This window comes from Blautia acetigignens (genome assembly GCF_025566865.1).
GTDB lineage: Bacteria > Bacillota > Clostridia > Lachnospirales > Lachnospiraceae > Blautia_A > Blautia_A acetigignens.
This window is the reverse complement of record NZ_JAOQJM010000001.1, coordinates 35135-52936: the sequence shown is the minus strand read 5'-3', so window position 1 is coordinate 52936 and position 17802 is coordinate 35135. Positions and strand designations below refer to the sequence as shown.

18 protein-coding genes are annotated in these 17802 nt (G+C 43.9%); 3 read left to right on the top strand and 15 right to left on the bottom strand.

Annotated features, from left to right (window positions below):
* The first annotated feature begins 164 nt into the window (after positions 1 to 164).
* Together OCV70_RS00275 and OCV70_RS00270 are read left to right on the top strand one after the other, a co-directional pair.
* Positions 165 to 815, top strand: a complete 651-nt coding sequence (locus OCV70_RS00275; protein ID WP_117850477.1) for an amino acid ABC transporter permease — start codon at positions 165 to 167, stop codon at positions 813 to 815.
* Between the two features lie 20 nt (positions 816 to 835).
* On the top strand, positions 836 to 1528 hold the full coding sequence (locus tag OCV70_RS00270; RefSeq protein WP_186901070.1) for an amino acid ABC transporter ATP-binding protein: 693 nt from the start codon (positions 836 to 838) through the stop codon (positions 1526 to 1528).
* A gap of 130 nt (positions 1529 to 1658) precedes the next feature.
* On the opposite strand, the gene OCV70_RS00265 is transcribed toward OCV70_RS00270, so the two are convergent.
* The 10 genes from OCV70_RS00265 to OCV70_RS00220 form a co-directional block, all read right to left on the bottom strand.
* A complete protein-coding gene (locus OCV70_RS00265) occupies positions 1659 to 3335 on the bottom strand; it encodes a recombinase family protein (protein ID WP_118044296.1) in 1677 nt (558 codons plus the stop codon).
* A gap of 94 nt (positions 3336 to 3429) precedes the next feature.
* Positions 3430 to 3582: a transposon-encoded TnpW family protein gene (locus OCV70_RS00260; protein ID WP_077138574.1), complete on the bottom strand. Its 153-nt coding sequence runs from the start codon at positions 3580 to 3582 to the stop codon at positions 3430 to 3432.
* A gap of 456 nt (positions 3583 to 4038) precedes the next feature.
* The gene (locus tag OCV70_RS00255) at positions 4039 to 4278 is read right to left on the bottom strand and encodes a helix-turn-helix domain-containing protein (protein ID WP_009255079.1); all 240 of its coding nucleotides are present in this window, start codon (positions 4276 to 4278) and stop codon (positions 4039 to 4041) included.
* Positions 4275 to 4697 (bottom strand): RNA polymerase sigma factor, encoded by a 423-nt coding sequence (locus OCV70_RS00250; RefSeq protein WP_022615780.1) that lies wholly within the window; start codon positions 4695 to 4697, stop codon positions 4275 to 4277. Before OCV70_RS00250 ends, OCV70_RS00255 begins: the two co-directional genes overlap by 4 nt.
* Positions 4698 to 5145: 448 nt before the next feature.
* Entirely contained in the window at positions 5146 to 5607 is a 462-nt protein-coding gene (locus tag OCV70_RS00245) for a hypothetical protein (RefSeq protein ID WP_016360065.1), read from the bottom strand.
* Between the two features lie 6 nt (positions 5608 to 5613).
* The gene (locus tag OCV70_RS00240; RefSeq protein WP_009255077.1) at positions 5614 to 6393 is read right to left on the bottom strand and encodes an ABC transporter permease; all 780 of its coding nucleotides are present in this window, start codon (positions 6391 to 6393) and stop codon (positions 5614 to 5616) included.
* A 2-nt stretch (positions 6394 to 6395) separates the two neighbouring features.
* Positions 6396 to 7181 (bottom strand): ABC transporter permease, encoded by a 786-nt coding sequence (locus tag OCV70_RS00235; protein WP_009255076.1) that lies wholly within the window; start codon positions 7179 to 7181, stop codon positions 6396 to 6398.
* On the bottom strand, positions 7174 to 8100 hold the full coding sequence (locus OCV70_RS00230; protein ID WP_009255075.1) for an ABC transporter ATP-binding protein: 927 nt from the start codon (positions 8098 to 8100) through the stop codon (positions 7174 to 7176). Before OCV70_RS00230 ends, OCV70_RS00235 begins: the two co-directional genes overlap by 8 nt.
* A gap of 137 nt (positions 8101 to 8237) precedes the next feature.
* The gene (locus OCV70_RS00225) at positions 8238 to 9155 is read right to left on the bottom strand and encodes a sensor histidine kinase (RefSeq protein ID WP_009255074.1); all 918 of its coding nucleotides are present in this window, start codon (positions 9153 to 9155) and stop codon (positions 8238 to 8240) included.
* A gap of 5 nt (positions 9156 to 9160) precedes the next feature.
* Positions 9161 to 9853, bottom strand: coding sequence for a response regulator transcription factor (locus OCV70_RS00220; RefSeq protein ID WP_009255073.1), 693 nt, complete (start codon positions 9851 to 9853; stop codon positions 9161 to 9163).
* Positions 9854 to 10194: 341 nt separating this feature from the next.
* Here OCV70_RS00220 and OCV70_RS00210 point away from each other — a divergent pair, with 341 nt between their 5' ends.
* Positions 10195 to 10572, top strand: a complete 378-nt coding sequence (locus OCV70_RS00210; protein WP_009255071.1) for a helix-turn-helix domain-containing protein — start codon at positions 10195 to 10197, stop codon at positions 10570 to 10572.
* 58 nt (positions 10573 to 10630) lie between these two features.
* Here OCV70_RS00210 and OCV70_RS00205 read toward each other — a convergent pair whose 3' ends face one another.
* From OCV70_RS00205 to OCV70_RS00185, 5 genes are read right to left on the bottom strand one after another with little or no spacing between them, the layout of a single operon-like run.
* Positions 10631 to 11539 carry a conjugal transfer protein gene (locus OCV70_RS00205; RefSeq protein ID WP_262578962.1) on the bottom strand — a complete coding sequence of 303 codons (909 nt, stop codon included), beginning with the start codon at positions 11537 to 11539 and terminating at the stop codon, positions 10631 to 10633.
* 16 nt (positions 11540 to 11555) lie between these two features.
* Positions 11556 to 12560 (bottom strand): bifunctional lytic transglycosylase/C40 family peptidase, encoded by a 1005-nt coding sequence (locus tag OCV70_RS00200; protein WP_011861916.1) that lies wholly within the window; start codon positions 12558 to 12560, stop codon positions 11556 to 11558.
* Positions 12557 to 14938, bottom strand: a complete 2382-nt coding sequence (locus tag OCV70_RS00195; RefSeq protein ID WP_262578960.1) for a CD3337/EF1877 family mobilome membrane protein — start codon at positions 14936 to 14938, stop codon at positions 12557 to 12559. Before OCV70_RS00195 ends, OCV70_RS00200 begins: the two co-directional genes overlap by 4 nt.
* Positions 14935 to 17388, bottom strand: a complete 2454-nt coding sequence (gene tcpF, locus OCV70_RS00190; RefSeq protein WP_011861918.1) for a conjugal transfer ATPase TcpF — start codon at positions 17386 to 17388, stop codon at positions 14935 to 14937. Before tcpF ends, OCV70_RS00195 begins: the two co-directional genes overlap by 4 nt.
* Positions 17372 to 17764 (bottom strand): conjugal transfer protein, encoded by a 393-nt coding sequence (locus OCV70_RS00185; protein WP_005427021.1) that lies wholly within the window; start codon positions 17762 to 17764, stop codon positions 17372 to 17374. The genes tcpF and OCV70_RS00185 overlap by 17 nt, the downstream gene beginning before the upstream one ends.
* Between the last annotated feature and the right edge of the window lie 38 nt (positions 17765 to 17802).

Below are 17802 nucleotides of genomic sequence, written 5' to 3'. Positions count from 1 at the left end.
TTTTGTACATAGAAAAGCAGAGAAGAGGGTACCTGGCGCACCCTCTTTTCTTAGCGAGAAGGATGTCTGACGGAAAAAGGGTGCTTTGTAATTCACAGAGGTGAAAAAATGTGTCAGACAGACATCTTAGAATACAAGTATCAACAGGAGGAAATCAAAAAACTATGAGTTTTAGTGTGATGTTAAGCCAGCTTGCAAAGGGAATGACGGTAACCACCGAGATTTTCTTTGTAACCCTTGTTTTTTCCCTGCCCCTTGGACTTCTGGTCTGCTGGGGAAAAATGTCCAAAATACCAGTGATCCGGTGGATTATGACCGCCTATATTTCCATCATGCGCGGAACGCCGCTGATGCTGCAGCTGATGGTAGTATATTTCGGCCCTTATTTCATTTTCGGAATCCGCATTTCCATGGGCTACAGCCTGATTGCGGTATTCATTGCCTTTACCATTAACTACGCAGCCTATTTTGCAGAAATTTACCGCGGCGGAATTGAGTCCATGCCGGTAGGCCAGTACGAAGCAGCTAAAATCCTTGGCTATTCCAAGGCACAGACCTTCTTTCGCATCATCCTGCCTCAGGTATTTAAGCGAATCCTTCCGTCCATCACCAATGAGGTGATCACCCTGGTCAAGGACACCTCCCTTGCCTTCGTAGTAGCAGTAGCCGAAATGTTCACCCTGGCCAAACAGATCGCCAGCTCCCAGACCACTATGGTTCCTTTTGTGGTAGCCGCCGTATTTTATTATGTATTTAACCTTCTGGTAGCTGTGATCATGGACAAGGTAGAGAAAAAACTGAATTATTATCGTTAAGAAGAATGGAGTCCCTCATTATGAAACTATTTGAAATGAAACACATAAAGAAAAGCTTCGGAGCTCTGGATGTGCTCCGCGACATTTCCCTGGAAGTAGACCAGGGCGAGGTCCTCAGCATCATCGGCCCTTCTGGTTCCGGCAAGTCCACCCTGCTCCGCTGCGCCACCGGTCTGGAAATCCCGGACTCCGGCGAAATCATCAAAAATGGAAAAATCGGCCTGGTATTCCAGAACTTCAATCTTTTCCCCCATTTTTCCGTCATCAAAAATATTGCTGACGCCCCCATTAAAGTCCAGAAACGAGACAAAAAAGAAGTCTACGCCCAGGCAAGAGAGCTTTTGAAAAAAATGGGACTCTCTGACAAAGAAAACTATTACCCCTATCAGCTTTCCGGTGGACAGCAGCAGAGAGTTTCCATTGCCAGGGCTTTGTGTATGAACCCGGATATTCTGTTTTTCGATGAACCAACATCCGCCCTTGACCCGGAACTTACAGGAGAGATCCTGAAGGTTATTAAGGATTTGGCAGCCGAACACATCACTATGGTAATCGTCACCCACGAGATGAATTTTGCCAAAGATATTTCTGACAGGATCATTTTCATGGATGATGGCCTCATTGCAGTAGAAGGTACCCCGCAGGAGGTATTTTCCTCTGAACATGTACGAATGAAGGAATTCCTGGGGAAATTCCATCAGGGGCTTGCTTAAAATCTTTGGATGTTATATAATCCCATCTTTGACAGTTGTAAGGTGACAAAACGGCTACAAACCCAGTAAATGTGAGGGTTTGGTAAGGATGTTTTTAAGATTTAGGTTTTGCGGTATAGTATGTTGCGTACTATACCGCTTTCCCTTTCCACAAAGTGACCTTTGAGTGGTCGAATACTCCGATATGGTTATAGATAATTTCAATTTCCTGTAAGCGTTTACCGCTGCTCTTATCAGGAGCATGGACAATAATTTTGTCGATAAACTCATGTACAATTTCTGGTGTTAGTTCTGTAAGGTTAGTGTACTTGCGGACTACTGAAAGAAATTGCTTTACATCCACAGATTGTTTTTCTTCTTTCTGTAATTCTTTCTCTAAGGAAGTCTGTTCTTTCTGCAAAGTATGCTGTTCTTCCTCATATCCTTTTGAAAGTTTCATAAAGCGCTCATCTGAAAGTTTTCCACTAATATTGTCTTCATAAATCCGTTGAAAAATTTTGTCCAACTCTTGAATACGGGAATGGATTTCTGTAAGCCGTTTTTTCTTTTGCGACAGTTCTTTATTTCTTTGCCGCATATCCGTATCCATGACCATCTGAACAAATTCATCTTCATAATCTGATACATAGCGGATAACTTCTTTCAGGTTTTCCAGCACAATTTGTTCGACTACTACATTACGAATATAGTGCATAGTACATGATTTTGAATTGTGCCGGTAATTGCTGCATACAAAATTATGTTTCTCTGCGCTCTGTGCCATTTGCCTATGAAATGTCATTTTGCTTCCGCAATCTGCACAGTAGAGCAAACCAGAGAACATAGGCATATCCCCCATTTTGGTAGGGCGGCGTTTTCCGGAACGGATTTTCTGTACAATCTCAAAGGTTTCCTTGTCAATGATTGCTTCATGGGTATTCTCAAAAATCCTCCATTGTTCAGGACTGTTATCAATTTTTTTGCGATTTTTATAAGACTTAACATGGGTCTTAAAATTCACAGTATGTCCTAAATAATCCATTCTTTCTAAGATGTGAGATACCACAGTTGCGCTCCACAGATACTTGTCAGGTGGAAGAACGGTTCGTGGCTTTTCCCCATGCTCTAACGCATAATAAGTAGGGCAAAGAATTTTTCTTTCCGTTAGAATATTGGCAATTCGTGTCGGTCCATAACCATTGACACATAAACGGAAGATTTCCCGAACCACTTCGGCGGCTTCTTCATCTATAAGCCATTCCTTTTTATTGTCAGGATTCTTCATGTAGCCATAAGGAGCGTGAGAACCGATATGCTCGCCTGCCATTCCTTTAGAACGTTTGACTGCACGGATTTTTTTGCTGGTGTCCTTTGCGTACCATTCGTTGATTATGTTACGAAATGGGGTAAACTCATTCTCCCCCACATGGCTATCCACGCCATCATTGACAGCAATAAAATGGACATCCAGGTTCGGGAACATAATTTCTGTGTACATTCCCACCTGCAAATAATCACGCCCAAGTCTTGACATATCTTTGACTATAACGCGTTTGATTCTTCCTGCTTCGACCTCTGCAATCATTCTTTGAAAATCCGGTCTGTTGAAATTTGTACCAGAAAATCCATCATCTACAAAAAACACATAAGGCTGATACCCATGTTCGATTGCATAACGCTTCAGGATTTTTTTCTGGTTAATAATACTGTTTGAATCACCCTCCTGTTTATCATCTTGTGAAAGCCGACAGTATAATGCGGTTAATTCCTCTGTTTGATTTCCAATCGGATAAATGGAAGTGATAGTGTTGTTTGACTGCTGTAACATAAATACCTCCTATCCGACAGTCAAACAGACAATGCTTTTGCAACTTTATTGTACCGCATTTTCTGTTTTCTGTCTGCCCTGTTTTATAGCAAAATTATTGTTTCAAGTCATTACGGATAAGCCTTTTTACTTTCGTTACTGCGTCTTCCTGTGCCTGTTCTTTTGAGCGGGATTTTACCACATAACAGGTGTTTCCTATCTGGTATTCCCGTATCATTTCAGGGACAGGATTCTTTGTGTTTTCCATAAGATAACAACCTCCTGTTATTTTCTTTGAAGCAAACCGAACAGCTTTCGCTAAAGCTCATGGGAATCTCACCCCTGCATGGTTCTCATCCAGCCGTACCCTTTGCCAGCGGTGCTACATCATCACACGGACTAAGGCTGTACGGAAGTATCATTATCACGATAGAAAGGTCATGGCGGCAGCTCTGCGGTAAGCTGCTTATGGAACGCTGGCAGGAATCGCTATCCGGTTTCATCCCTCCTTTTGTGGGTTACGGCGTGCCAGCCCAACGGCTCTCTTTCTATCGAAACGTATTCGGCTGCTTTATGCTGCGTTGATTAGACGCTTTCTTTTTCAAGGAACAATCCGGCTTTGTTAGCCTGTTAAAATGCACTGGTGATAATGCACTTTAATAGACTGGCAAGCTCTGTCTGGGAAGCATGGGCTTGTCCATGCTTCCACAGGAGAGCGTTATTTTTATTTTGGTTCCCTGATTTCAAAAGATAAAATCTTTGCAATCAGACGTGTTTCCATCCGGCGGCGTAGGGTTTCATCTACAACCATGTGGGTATTCCCATATTCGTCTTTCATGGGACGCATGGAACGGCTGGCAATAAAACCGCTGTAATGGCGTACAATCTGGTTGACTGCTTCAATATCGCCGTCCGCAGCCCTTACAATCACAGGAAACGGAATCATAGGGTGCTTTGCTGTCATGCTTCCTCCTCCATAAATTTTTTGATAAATTCTAGTCCGGCGTGTCTTCTTCTCTGGATAGTAGAACGGTTGACTTCCAGAATTTTTGAAATTTCCGTATCGTCAAATCCAAGAAAATAATATCTCAGGATAACATCACGTTTCTTTCCATCCAGATTTTCTAATGCTTCTGCTAACAGGCTGTTTTCAATACGGACAGTAAATCCATCCATTTCAAAAGTATGGAAGTGGGATGGGTAGGTGTCTTCGGAAGAAAACAGATTAACGGTGTAATCGTCCATATCACAAAACAGGGTTTCCCGTTTGCACTGTCTGGACAACGCTTTGAGATAGTCTTTGCGTTCATCTTCCATAGCGACTTTACAGATGTAATCAAACTGGTTCTCTATGGTTGTCTGAAATTCAGATGGCTTCATCATTACTCACCCCCTTTCCAGCCTTGAAAGGGAGCGAGTTGATAGGAATTTCTGCTTCTTTCCCCCTTTTCGCTCTTAGTCCCGACAGGACAGGGGGTGCAGTTGCATTTTTGAATAAAAAAATACACCCATTTTAAAATAAAAATGAGTGCATGAGAAATAACAGTAGAATAAATATGACTTGTCAGTTCATATTCAAAGTCGGACTTCCACAGTGGGGGAGCTATACTTTTTTTAATGAATGTAACTTATGTATGCTGTACAGCAACAAAGAAATCCCCATAGTGGCAATCCTCCTAAATGCCACTACTCATTATTCTGTGTTATCGTTGGTTCAAGAATAGACAAAAAGAAGCGGCGGCTCTAAAAATCAAAGCCACCGCTTCAAAGGCGCATGAAAATCTATCTGCGATACGACGGCTTTTTTTCTTTACCGTCGTCCGGCAGAGTATCATTTAATATTCATTTCTATTTTTCCAGTAAAATCTTCACATTCAATACCGATATAATTTCCGCCATCGGGAAGTGTAATAGTATCGCTGTATGTTCCAGTTGTTTCAAGTAAAGTTACTGCTTCATCAGCTCCCGAAATCCAAAATACCTTTGCAGTACCACTTAAAACTTCCAATGTACAGGTAACTGATATATCTTTTCCGGCTTCTCTTTTTATTGAAGTCCCTCCAAATAGATACTCTGTATCTGAAAAATTTTCATAGTCAGCTTGATAGCTTCCTGTATAATCATCAATCCCTTTTTCTTTTTTACCTTGTAGAGAGAGTTTTCCTGTAAGTTCTATGGAACCCGCAGATTGAACAACATTATTATAATGATTGAGAATTTCATCTTTTGTACAGCCGGAAAGCGTGGATACTCCAATAAGAATTAGTATCAATGATAAAAATATTTTTTTCATAAAATTTTACCACCCTTTCTTTGGTGCCGCCTTTTTCGCTTTTTTCTTTGCCTGTTTGAGTTCTGTTTCCTTCATGCAAATAATCAAGACTGCGGAAATGACAACAATAACTGCAAGGCTACAAATACAAGTTAATATGTTCCAGTTGACTGCGGTATCATAGCTGCGGTAGCCAATCATTCCAAGACTTGCCGTAATCGGATAAAGATTTGCTAACGTCATGTTTCCTGCGGCAAACATACCTCCATATCCGTAAACAAAGGCAATAATAACACCGACTAAAAAGCTGCCTGCTTTACGACAGGTAATTATAATAATCGGCAGAACAGCAATATACAAAAAGAAATTGACTGCGGTTATTTGTAATGCCGCTTTTAAGGCTAAGGATATTTGAAAACCCGGAAATCCTACAATCATTTCTGCGATAATTGTAAACAGACTGCATATCAAACCGAAGATAATAGACAGTACACCACATACAATCAATTTTCCGGTCAACAACCATTTAAATGAAATCGGTACAGTTAAAATATTTTTTAAGGTATCGTCCGTTTGTTCGCGGGAAATCATATATCCAGCAATCAAACTAATACACATAGGGAAAATCATGGACATATTGTTTTTGATAACCTGTTCTGTGAGGTAAGCAAAATCCCATACTGAACCATCATTTGCCATAGAAGTAAATAAAGTCAGCAAAACAGATAGAAGCATGAGCGCAACCCCAGCCCAAAGGATATGATACCTTTTTAGTTTATAAAACTCTGTTTTCACAATGCGAACCATAGTTATTCCCCCCTTTGTTTGTATAATCGGTCAATTAACCAAAATGAAATAATCGCCATAATTCCAAGTATCATTACGACTTGAAATGTTGAGGGAATAAGTCCTGTCATTTGTTCCAAGTCCATTTTTATTCCATGTGCTGCCATATCTCCGGCACTCCAAAATGTAGTTAATGGTGTAGGTAGGAACCACAATATTGTTTTTGGAAGTGCGTCAAACAATGCGGTTGCACTCATATTCAATACGCTATAAAAAACACATAGCAAAATTGAAAACACATAGGTCTTACTAAAAAAGACTACAAGCACAATCAGCGGCAATGTACCTGCTGTAATAAAAATCCCTGTTTCAACGGCTAAAAATAATTTGTAACCAAGTCCATAAACTTCTAATGTTCCCAAACCACAAAGAATTGTCGCAATAGTGGACGCAACGCAAAAGATAATTCCAAATAGAAATAGTACAAAAATTTTAGCAAGTACCATTTGGGTACTGGTTACAGGAATAGTACGCAAATTTTTGAATGTATCATTGTCCCGTTCCATAAAAAACAACATAGCTGCAATGACACCAATAATACAAGGAAGTAAAAACTGTATTCCGTACCCAAGTACCATATTAAAAAGTCCATCAAATGCGTCTGCCTTATCTGTGTATCGCTCCATCATAGAGGGAGTTGTCATTAAATAAGTCAGAGGGATAGGGAACATAAAAGCTGATAAGATAACCAGTGGAATAAACTTTTTCCGTTTCAATTTCAAAAATTCACATTTTATCAGTTTAAGCAATTCCCTCGCCTCCCGTCACTCGCTTGAAGTAATCTTCAAGACTTTCTTCGCAGGTATGAGCTTCTGATACCTCCAATCCATTTTCCACAAAGGCAGTTACAATTTTTCCTACGGATAAGTCAAGGTTATGCAAGCGTAAGTTATGGTCGTCCTGTATAGAAAAATGGCTTTCGTGGAAAGTACGTTCCAAAATTCTTGCTGCCTGTGCGGTATCAGAAAGAGTAAATCGAATATGTTTGCTACTTTTTTGTTCCAGTTCTGCAAGGCTTTCTTCTTCCAGTAGTGCGCCATGGTCGATAATACCAATGTCATCAGCCAATAGTGCGATTTCTGAAAGAATATGACTGGAAATTAAAATTGTTTTTCCTCTTGCGTCACAAAGCTCACGAATAAAAGAGCGAACTTCCGCAATACCGATAGGGTCAAGCCCGTTGATAGGTTCATCTAAAATTAAAAGTTCCGGGTCGTGCATAACAGCAAGTGCAATCGCAAGACGTTGTTTCATACCAAGCGAATACTGGGAAAACAGTTTTTTGTCCTTATAAGGCAGTCCTACTAAATCTAAAGCGTCTTTAATCGCATGATTGTTTGGCACACCTCGTAAGGTTGCAAAGATACGCAAATTTTCCGTAGCAGTCAGATTAGGATAGAAGCCGGGGGACTCAATCAAGCTACCGATACGGGGCAAAAGTTTCTTTTCATTCCCCTGCAAAGCCTTTCCCCATATTTTGACTTCGCCGGAAGTAGGCTTTGTCAATCCAAGCAGCATTTTCATAGTAGTTGTTTTTCCGGCTCCGTTTCTTCCAAGCAGTCCATAAATTCTTCCTCTCTGTACATGGATATTTAAGTCAGCAACACTCTTTTGTGAGCCGTACTGCTTTGTAAGATTTTTTGTTTCAATGATATATTTTTTGTCCATATTCAAACCTCCTGTTCTGTAAAGTATTCTATCACTCCAATCTTGCATTAACCTTGCAACAACCTTGCATTAACCTTGCAATTTCAAATACAGCTTCCGAAAGTAATTAAGGCTCCCGCCATAAAGACGGAAAAGCCTTAATCTATCAACGGAAAAAGTAAAGTAAATTTAGTTCCTTTTTCCGGTACACTATCTGCTGTTATTGTGCCATTCATCTTTTCCACAAGCTGATGAACGATAGATAAGCCAAGACCGCTGCCTTTTTCAGCACGCCCTTTATCACATTTATAAAGCCTCTCGAAAATATGTTTCAAATCTTCTTTTTCAATGCCTATCCCGTTATCAGTTAATCGAATTTGCATATTTTTTTCCTGCTTTGATAGGAATATTTCTATTTTGTCTGCATGACTGTGGGAAATTACATTCTGAATAAGATTATTCAATATCCGCATATAACCGTCCGTATCAAGTTTTACTCGGAAAGGCTGTTCGGGAATATCAATGTTATAATCTATCTGCCTATCTTCAAATATAGGTATCCAGTCAATCAAAATATTTCGTGTTAGTTCCGCAGCTTCAACGGTATTTATATCCATAGCAAACTCATTAGAGTTTAATTTGAACCAGTCAAAAAGAATATCTATATATTCTTTCAAATCGTGAGCTTTACGACGGGCAGTTTCGATATAGTCGTCCTTGTCTTTTCCTGTGACAATTCCTCTATGTGCGGCGTCAAGATACCCAATAAGTGTTGTAAGCGGTGTCCGAACATCATGGGAAAGGCTTGTCATAAGCTGGCGGTTCGTTTCTTCTGCCTGCCGGACAGTAGACAGCCTTTTCTCATAAGATACAACAATCTCATTGATTTCATAAGCAAGAGGAGCTACCAGTTCATTTGTTGCTGATAAAATCCGCCTGTTTCCATTCCCATTTTTTACATCAGCCAATGCGTCTGTTATTTCTGCTATCTGCTTTTTTACACGCCGGATAACAAGGCAAGAAACAAAAATAGAAAAAAGTGCAATGATAATTGATAGAAAAATAATCGCTTCCATAAAAATCAAACCTCCTTGCTAAAGCGATAACCAATTCCCTTAATTGTCTGAATGTATTTGGGGTTTCCGGGATTAACTTCTAATTTTTTACGAAGTCGGCTAATAATCGCCATAATGTTACTGTCATCATAAACATATTCTTCTCCCCACACTTCTTCATAAATCTGTTGCTTTGTCAAAATTTTTCCTTGATGTTTCGCGCAGTATAAAAGCAGGTCAAATTCCTTTGGGGGCAACTCAAAAGTTCCATTTTCCGTAATAATAGAACGATTTTCAAGGTCTATTTTCAATCCGTCAAATTCAAGCTGCTGTGTCATTCCGTCTGTTTGATTGAAACGGGTATAACGCCGTATAAGAGAAATAATACGGGCTATTAGTTCGTCCATATCAAAAGGCTTTGTCAAATAATCATCGGCTCCTGCGCGTAAGCCGCGCACTTTGGAAGCACTGTCATTTTTAGAGGTAAACATCAAAATCGGCAGACTGTTTTCTTTTCTGATTTCTTCCAGTGTTTCAAATCCGTCCATACCGGGCATCATAACGTCCAGTATCACAAGTTGATATTCTTTTTCTTTTAATTTTTGTAATCCCTCTTTTCCTGTATTACAAAAATCAGCTTCTATATCTTCTGATAAAACGCTTCGCTTAATCAGCGCACAAAGCTCTTTATCATCATCTATAATCAAAACTTTATTCATGGTGTAGCTCCTTTCCTTGTTTTATTCTCCCGTCAATCGGTTTTTCCGCGTCCTTTGGTATCAGCCACATATATCCAAGTTTTGAAACACCCAGTATGCGGTTTTCTCTGCAAAGTACCTGTACCCGCCTTTCAGAAATTCCCCATTTCTTCGCTGCTTCGGGGCAAGACATATATTCCATAACACCCAAGTCCTTTCTACAAATCATATCAGTATAATTATAGTCGGGCATACGAATAATAGCAAGTGCAAGCATATGAATTATTATGGCTATAAATAGGAACTGTATAGACGTATTCAGTATGAAAGAGGAACAGTAGAATGTATATGGGTGAATAAATATGGCAAAAAGACCAACAGCTAAATATGACTTTAAGGCTTTCGGACAAGCTATCAAAGCAGCGAGAACCGAACGAAAAGAGAGCCGTAAAAAAGTAAGTGATGAAATGTATATCTCACCACGTTATCTTGCTAATATTGAGAATAAAGGACAACAGCCGAGTTTACAAATTTTTTATGAGCTTGTAACACGCTATGATATATCCGTAGACCAATTCTTTTTCCCAGATAAATCAGCGGAAAAAGATACACAACGTAGGCAGCTTGATACACTGCTTGATAGTATGAGTGAGAAAGGAATACGGGTAGTCACCGCCACAGCAAAAGAGATAGCCGAAGTCGAAACAGAGGACAGGGGAATGTCCAGAACAGAATTTTAACGTGAAGACACATTGTAATCTTTCAGGAAATACAATGTGTCTTCTGCTTTATATAACTCTATTTCACAATCTCCCAGTTTTCTCCGTTCTTTTCCAGCACAAGGTCAAACTGTGATACCTGTGTTGTCATGGTCTGGTTATCCAGATATTTCACTGCAAGGGAAGCTGTCACCTGATTTCCGTTTCGGTTGTAGACCGGATTTACCAGTTCCGAGAAAATATATTCTTTTCCCACAGGTTTCAGCACACCCTCATTCACATAATAGGTTAGCTCCTTTGCGGTTGCCGTAGGGTACAGCTTGAAAAAGGTGGTGAGAAATTCGTTGATTTCCTCCGTGGTGATAGAATCCACCGTACCGTCACTTTGTACTGCTTTTGGGGTGTAGCCGGATTTTACGGGAACGCTGGTAATGGTTGGGTTCTGGACAATCGTCAGGTTTCCAGAGCCGTCCACATAAACCGTCACCTGATAGGCGGAACGGACAGTTTTACTGGATTCCCCCTCTGTGATACGTTGTTCCACCGTATAGGTCACTTGATAATGCTGCTCCTTTTCTTCTGTGATTTCCCATATCTGGAAGTCGGTTAGGGCAGATGATACGGGGATGTCTTTTCGGACAGTATCTACATTCAGGGTTTGCAGCTCTCCGGTGAGATACCCTTTTAAAGCGTTTGTCCGGTTATCAATGGAAGCGGCGGACTGTTCCCATGAATAGTAGACTTCTGCGAAATTCTCCACAAAATTCTCTATCTTGTGGGTGTCGAGGATGGTTTCCTCAATCACTTTGGTTTCATGGACAGTATGAATGTCTATTGCCGTGAAATTCTTATAGACGGCAAACAGGAAGCTCATCGCCAGCAGCACCCACAGGGCAATCACGGTTTTTTTATGGGTATTGACTTTGTAGACTTTCAGTTTCTTTTCTTTCTGCTTTTTCTGGTTATCCTCTTTTCTAATCTGAATCATATCGGTTCATCCTTTCTTATTGTTTGATTCGTCCGGCTCCGGCAAGGTGCTGTTGCCAGTAGGAGCCTGTCAGGTCTGCGTAGCCAATGGGATTTCCGGCATGGTACATCCGGTTATTCCCCACATACAGCCCCACATGGGTGATATAGGTTCCGGCGTTGTAGGTGGAGTGGAAAAAGACCAAATCCCCTGCTTTTGCTTCGGACAGGGGGATGTGCTGCGTCACATTATACTGTTCCTGTGCTGTCCGTGGCAGGGCGATTCCTGCCTTGCCATAGCACCACTGCACCAGTCCCGAACAGTCAAAGGACGTGGAGGGGGAATCGCCCCCATACACATACGTCCAGCCCTCATACTTTAAGGCTTCCTCCATGATAGCCTGCACCGTTTCATCATCAAACTGTGCCACGGTCAGATATTGCGATACCAAAAGGACATAGAACATATTCCCGTAGGAATACCGCCAGCCCCCGTTTTTCTCTACCGCAACAGGGTTGGTGTAGGTGACTTTCTTTCCGCCGGATTTGTCCCTTGCGAAGCTCTCTGCCAGTTCAAAGGTGTATTTTTTTCCGTGTCCTGCCACATAGTCTAGGAAACCGCCGCCGTAATTATAGGATTGAATCACACTGTTTAAGTCACAGCCCTTTGTTTCTGCCGCTGCGAGCAGTTCCGAGAAATACTTGCAGCCCTGTTTGATGGATTCTTCTGTACTAAGGGAGTTCGGGGGAAGCCCCAGAGATTCCGAGGACTGCATAACGTCTTCCAGCGTGCCGCCGGATTCCACCTGAATGATGGCGAGCAGCACATTTAAGTATTCCTCTATGCCATATTCCCTTGCATACTTTTCCAGCATAGGTTTATGGGCGAGGACTTCCTGTGATACGCTCACGCCCCCGTAGATAAGGTTTCCGCCGCTTCCGCCGTCTTCCTCATCCGAGAAGACAATCACCACCAAAAGGAGCAGGGAGAACATCATCACGAACACGCCGGAACAGGCGAAGAAAAGGTGTCTTAACTTCATGGTTTCTCCCCTTTCTTCTGTTTGGCAGCCGCTGTTACCGTTTTTGTCCACTCCTTTCTGGCGGTGGTACGCCGGATGGTAAAGTTCGATTCTTTTACCACAGGGGCAGCCCGTTTTCTTTCCGGTATCACAGGAGCCGTATCGTTCTGGAAAGGTCTTGTCGGGTGGGGAGCAGCCTGTGTGATAGTGGGAGCCGCTTTTTGTCTTTCATCTGGCTGGGATATGGAAGCAGATGGGACTATCTGGCGTTCTGTCCGTACAGGCGGTATCTGTTCATGGTGGATGGAAGCTGCCTTTACCACCGGAACCGAAGCCCGTTCTGCCACAGTTCCCCCATAAGGAACCTGTCCCCGTTCCCTGATGGATGGGGAAACCGGCTGCATGGCTGGTTTTCCTGTATGAGTGGTATCTGCATGATGTCGGAAATCTTCCGGCTGCTTTGCAGTAACAGGGCGTTCATGGACGGGAGCCGCCCCTTTGGGGGATTCGGAAGCTGTCTGTTGCGGCTGTTTTGCCTGTTCCAGTTCCGCCCTGCGTTCTGCAATGGTCTGTCTGCGGCTTTCTGCCTGTGCGTTCCGCTGTTCGGCTCTGGCAGTTCGGGTCTGGGTCACGCTGGAAGTAAAATCCCGTACTCCCTCTGATACCTGTGTTTTCCCGTGGTAAAGGGCGTACTTTGCATTGACAGGCAAATCCTTTGCCTGCTCCCGAAGCTGTCCGGCAGTATCGGCTATCTTATCTTTGGTATCTGCCACCGCACCTACCGCAGAGCCAGCCCGTTTCCATGCAGATTCCTTTTCCGGTGTTGCCTGCCCGTCTGGTCTGTTGTGGTCTGCCTGCGTTCGTTTGGAAGAACCAGATGTTGAAGCAGTTCTCTGGTCTGAGCCAGCCTGTTTTCCTGCATGATAGGCAGCCGTTCCAGCCCCAAGAGCCGCCACAGAACGTCCCAACTTATGCTGTAAACGGTGCATATGGGCGTGCATGAGCATACGGGGTCTTCGCATGATACGGCTTCCCATGCTTTGGGAATCCCCACTCTGCAAGGAGAACATCCCCATCAAATCCCCTAGCTTGAAATAAATTCCGGCAAAGGTCACTATCTGCAAGAACGCCGTCAGGAAGAACGGATATTCCCCAGACAGGTTGTAGAGCATGGTGGAAATACTGAACGCTACCGTGATAATCAGGGTGATTCCGGCTCTGGTAAGGATGGTGTTGAATAGTTTCGTAATGGCACGTTTAGACATCCCCTCAAAAGAGGGAACCATGCTAAGGAGAAAGCTCACAGGCAGGAACATGGCGTAGATGATAAAAAGCACCTGTGAGAAAATCATTATCCCCGTGAGCAGGAATACAAAAACGGAGATACCGATATTGAACATGAACAGGAAGAAGACGGTTCCCAAGCGGTTGATGGTCTTTGTGATGGTAAGGTTGGTGTTTTCCCTGTCTTCGATTTCTTCCACTACGATTTCTTCCCTGTCCTGTCCGTTGTTTTCGTCTGGACTGGTTGAGAGCAGGCGTTCCACACGGTCAGCCCCAAGACTCTCCACATCCGAGTTGCCATATTGCAGCAGGAGCCACGGCTGCTTGACCTGTATGGAAAACAGGCTGTCCCGTATCAAATCCACGCTGTCTTTTCCTTGACTTTCCGAGTTCGGCAGCACAATCTTTGTGCCAAGGGTCAGGCTGGCATTGCTGATGTCTGCGGAAAATTCATTGATTTTCCCGATATAATCAGGGGCATAGGCGATAAAGGCAGCGGACAGCACGAACACCACCACGAAATTCACAACGGCATGGATGGCTTTTGTGGTTTCCCGTTTGATAAGCCCTGTGTAGGCAACGTAAAGCCCCACCACCAGAATGAGAATCAGCAGGAACCCGACATAAAATCCCTCCGAGGACAAGCCGCCTGTGGTGACGCCTGCCAAGGTCTGCATATTTTTCCCAATGGAATCCGCCGTAGAGGAAATGAAGTCCAGCGAGTAGGCTTCCTGAATCAGATACCCCGTGGCGTTGGAAAGGTACAGGCTGATTGTCCAGATAAAATTTGTGATGGCATACAGCCCGTACATCACCTGTTTTCCGATACCATCCAGCCAGTTCCACGGGAGCCAGTCCCATCCGCTGTCCACATAAAAATCAAGCTGGTAGTTGTCCAGAGGATATTTGCTGTATTCGTTGGCAGCGTCCACCGTATCATCCACCAGTCCGGCAGCGTGGGCGGCTGTGCCGAAGACTGCCAGCAGCAGGAGGATGAGCAGGAGTGCCAGAAGCACTTTTCCTGCTATACTCCCGATTTTTTTTAAAGAGTTTTCTCCCTTTGTCCGGCAAGGGACAAGGGCTGTCCCCTGCTGAATGGGCTTTCTTATCTTCATTCCTCCACCTCTTTTCTTACGGGCGGTCTGGTATCAAAGGCATGGAACAGGTCTTCAAAGATAGGATGGAACTGTATCACTCCCACACGCCCGTACAAATCACTGATAAGGCACTGCCCGTTTTCCAAGTCACGGAGCCGCTTCTGGTTGTTTTCATCTTCGGAATCCACCCCGAAAAAGGCGAGGGTCTTCTTGATTTCGTTGATGTCTGTGGAACGGAACGCAAACTTCAAGCCCAGATTGTTTTTCAGCTTTTCATCCAGCAAATCATCCGTGTTCTGTGTCACAAAGTAAACGCCTGCGTTCATGGCACGTCCGGCACGAACCAGCTTCATAGAGAGGGTCTTGCCCTGTGCCACCTGTAGGAAGCTCCATGCTTCATCCAAATCCACAATCTTAAACACGCTACGGTCTGTATGGATGAAGTCGAGGGCAAAGGTACTGATTACAATGAGCATTGCCACGGAAAGCAGCTCCATTGTGGTGTATTCTTCAAACGAGGTTTCCTTATCCGGCAGCACCAAATCCGCCACCTGAATGATGTTGAGCTGCTTTTCAAGGCTGATGGACTGTGTGACATCCCCATCCGAAAAGAGCAGGTGTGCAAAGTCATAGTCTGTAAAGGATTCGATATGGTCGGCTATGCTGGTGCTGATGGCGGTTCCCTCCGCCCGAAGTTCCTCAATCACTTTGAAAAGCCCCCGTTCCTCACTGTTTGTCACTGCACGGATGGCTTTCCGAAGAACAGGGAACTTCTCCCCGTCACGGCTGGAAATGCCTGTTAAAAAGGTCAGGATGTCGATTGCCAGTGATTCGGAATCCTTTGGGTTCTCCATAATCACATACGGGTCAAGTAAGCCCCTGTTCTGTTCCTCTGAGGTCAGGTTTACGATATTGATTTCATGGGCGATTTCCGGCAAGGTTTCTTTCCAACGTCCCCGTTCCGCTTTCGGGTCAACAATGAGAGCCTGTGCCCCAAATAATACGGAATAATAGACAATCATGTTGTTGCTGAATGATTTTCCACCGCCGAGGGAGCCGACAAAAGCGGCAGCAAGGGCGTTGGTGACGGAGCCTTTTACCCCTTGACTGGCAAGGGCAGGCTTTAAGTACACGTTTCTTCCTGTATCAAGGCTGTACCCGATATAAATACCCTCCGTTTCTCCTAACATCTGGGTTGCCCCGAAGCCAAGACCAGCGAGGAAGTCACTGGTGACATACTGGATGTAATCGTTCAGATACCGTTTGCTGGCAGGGAGAAATTCCCCATGCAGCCCCAGCATATCCCCAAAGGGGCGAACCAGTTTCACGTTTAAATCGTCATAAAAATCTTTCACCTCATTGCAGCGGCGTTTCAGTTCTTCCAAGTCGGGAGCCGTCACACGCACCACATAGGACAGCTTGTACATGGATTCCTTGCTCTGGTCTAAGGTGGATTCCAGCTCATTTACGCTGTCCAGAGCGTCCACCACGTTTGTGCTGGTTTCACTGTCATTCTGCCATGCGTGGTTGTCCAAATCTTTCAGCTCTTTTTTCTTGTTCCGTACCGTAGAGAGGGCTTTCCGGTTTGTCACAATCTCCACATTCATAGAGGTATCAATGGGAAAGGTAAATTGCTGCTGCTGATAGTAAAAGATTTCAGAGGATGGAAAGTCCAGTTCCCCCACAATGCTGTTGATGGTGAAGTAGGCGGCATAAACTGTCCCGTCTTCCTGTTCGATTTTCAGATACCGCTGGTTTTCCTCTATCAAACAACGGGTGGGTTTGATAAGGTCATAGTATTTCACCAGCGTTTCCTCCTGAAACCGTTTCTTCGGCAGGTAATACTCATAATCTTCGTAGGCGGTTCCGGTCTGCCCGTATAAATGCTCAATCAGATAGCCAAAATCGTCCTTATCAAGCCGCCGGACTTTAAAGCGGCGTGAGATTTTATTCTCTAACAGTTTTTCCATCTTCTGAAACCGCCAGATTTCCTCATTGCTCATGGAAACAAAATCCCCCATGAGTTTGTGGTTGACTTCATGGAGGAAGTCGGAAACAGCGGTCTTTGCTTCCCTGCGGAACTGTTTCATGGTGACTTCCTGCTCATTGACAAGCAGCTTGAAGCCGATAAAAAAGCGGTAGTCCACCTGATTTTCCCCTATCATGGAAATCAGGGCTTCGGTCTGTGCGTCAATCTTTGCACAGGCAACGTCCTTTAACTTGCCCGTCACTTCCTGTTTGGAGCGTTCCTGTGCCGCCCGTATGCTGGATTCGGTGCTGATTTGCAGGGCGTGAATCTTCCCGTCCCTGTTCTGGGCGATAAGCTGCCGGAAGGAATCGTGTACCTGATATTTCTGTTCGGGGCTTAAAAAGGAATAGTTGTAGGGAAGCAGCTCATAGTAAGCAAAGCACTCCCCGTCATGGTTGAACACAAGGTTATTTTCGATATACTTAATCGGATATGCCATAAATATCACTCCTTACTGCCGTGATGGGCTGTGCCGGATATTCCTTTTCCAGCTTCACGGGCTTTCCTGCATAGGTCAGTTTCGGGCGTACCAGATATGCCAGTACGGATTTCAGGAAGCCGTAAGGCTTCTTCCCGTCAAAGGTCTTCTGGCACATGAACCAAGTGAGGGCAAAGGGTACGCCGAAGTATTTCAAAAATGCTCCGTCAATGAATGAAAGGGGAGGGAGGTTCCCCAAGAGCATAACTGCAAACACCGATACCACGAACCACGCCATCTGTGTGAACGTGATGGGGAATGGCAGCTTAAAATCATTGATGGAATAGAGTACCTTTTCCACCGACCAGATACTGGTATAGCTTCGTATTTTCTTCATGTTGTCCGTCCTTTCTAAAAAATGGGGACAGCAAAAGC

What these genes read in the sequence shown, in the direction of transcription:
- OCV70_RS00270 (WP_186901070.1), top strand. Translation starts at nt 836, where the DNA reads ATGAAACTATTTGAAATGAAACACATAAAGAAAAGCTTCGGAGCTCTG.
- OCV70_RS00255 (WP_009255079.1), bottom strand. Translation starts at nt 4,278, where the DNA reads ATGACAGCAAAGCACCCTATGATTCCGTTTCCTGTGATTGTAAGGGCT.
- OCV70_RS00210 (WP_009255071.1), top strand. Translation starts at nt 10,195, where the DNA reads ATGGCAAAAAGACCAACAGCTAAATATGACTTTAAGGCTTTCGGACAA.
- OCV70_RS00230 (WP_009255075.1), bottom strand. Translation starts at nt 8,100, where the DNA reads ATGGACAAAAAATATATCATTGAAACAAAAAATCTTACAAAGCAGTAC.
- OCV70_RS00240 (WP_009255077.1), bottom strand. Translation starts at nt 6,393, where the DNA reads ATGGTTCGCATTGTGAAAACAGAGTTTTATAAACTAAAAAGGTATCAT.
- OCV70_RS00265 (WP_118044296.1), bottom strand. Translation starts at nt 3,335, where the DNA reads ATGTTACAGCAGTCAAACAACACTATCACTTCCATTTATCCGATTGGA.
- tcpF (WP_011861918.1), bottom strand. Translation starts at nt 17,388, where the DNA reads ATGGCATATCCGATTAAGTATATCGAAAATAACCTTGTGTTCAACCAT.
- OCV70_RS00200 (WP_011861916.1), bottom strand. Translation starts at nt 12,560, where the DNA reads ATGAAGTTAAGACACCTTTTCTTCGCCTGTTCCGGCGTGTTCGTGATG.
- OCV70_RS00260 (WP_077138574.1), bottom strand. Translation starts at nt 3,582, where the DNA reads ATGGAAAACACAAAGAATCCTGTCCCTGAAATGATACGGGAATACCAG.
- OCV70_RS00185 (WP_005427021.1), bottom strand. Translation starts at nt 17,764, where the DNA reads ATGAAGAAAATACGAAGCTATACCAGTATCTGGTCGGTGGAAAAGGTA.
- OCV70_RS00220 (WP_009255073.1), bottom strand. Translation starts at nt 9,853, where the DNA reads ATGAATAAAGTTTTGATTATAGATGATGATAAAGAGCTTTGTGCGCTG.
- OCV70_RS00275 (WP_117850477.1), top strand. Translation starts at nt 165, where the DNA reads ATGAGTTTTAGTGTGATGTTAAGCCAGCTTGCAAAGGGAATGACGGTA.
- OCV70_RS00245 (WP_016360065.1), bottom strand. Translation starts at nt 5,607, where the DNA reads ATGAAAAAAATATTTTTATCATTGATACTAATTCTTATTGGAGTATCC.
- OCV70_RS00195 (WP_262578960.1), bottom strand. Translation starts at nt 14,938, where the DNA reads ATGAAGATAAGAAAGCCCATTCAGCAGGGGACAGCCCTTGTCCCTTGC.
- OCV70_RS00225 (WP_009255074.1), bottom strand. Translation starts at nt 9,155, where the DNA reads ATGGAAGCGATTATTTTTCTATCAATTATCATTGCACTTTTTTCTATT.
- OCV70_RS00250 (WP_022615780.1), bottom strand. Translation starts at nt 4,697, where the DNA reads ATGATGAAGCCATCTGAATTTCAGACAACCATAGAGAACCAGTTTGAT.
- OCV70_RS00205 (WP_262578962.1), bottom strand. Translation starts at nt 11,539, where the DNA reads ATGATTCAGATTAGAAAAGAGGATAACCAGAAAAAGCAGAAAGAAAAG.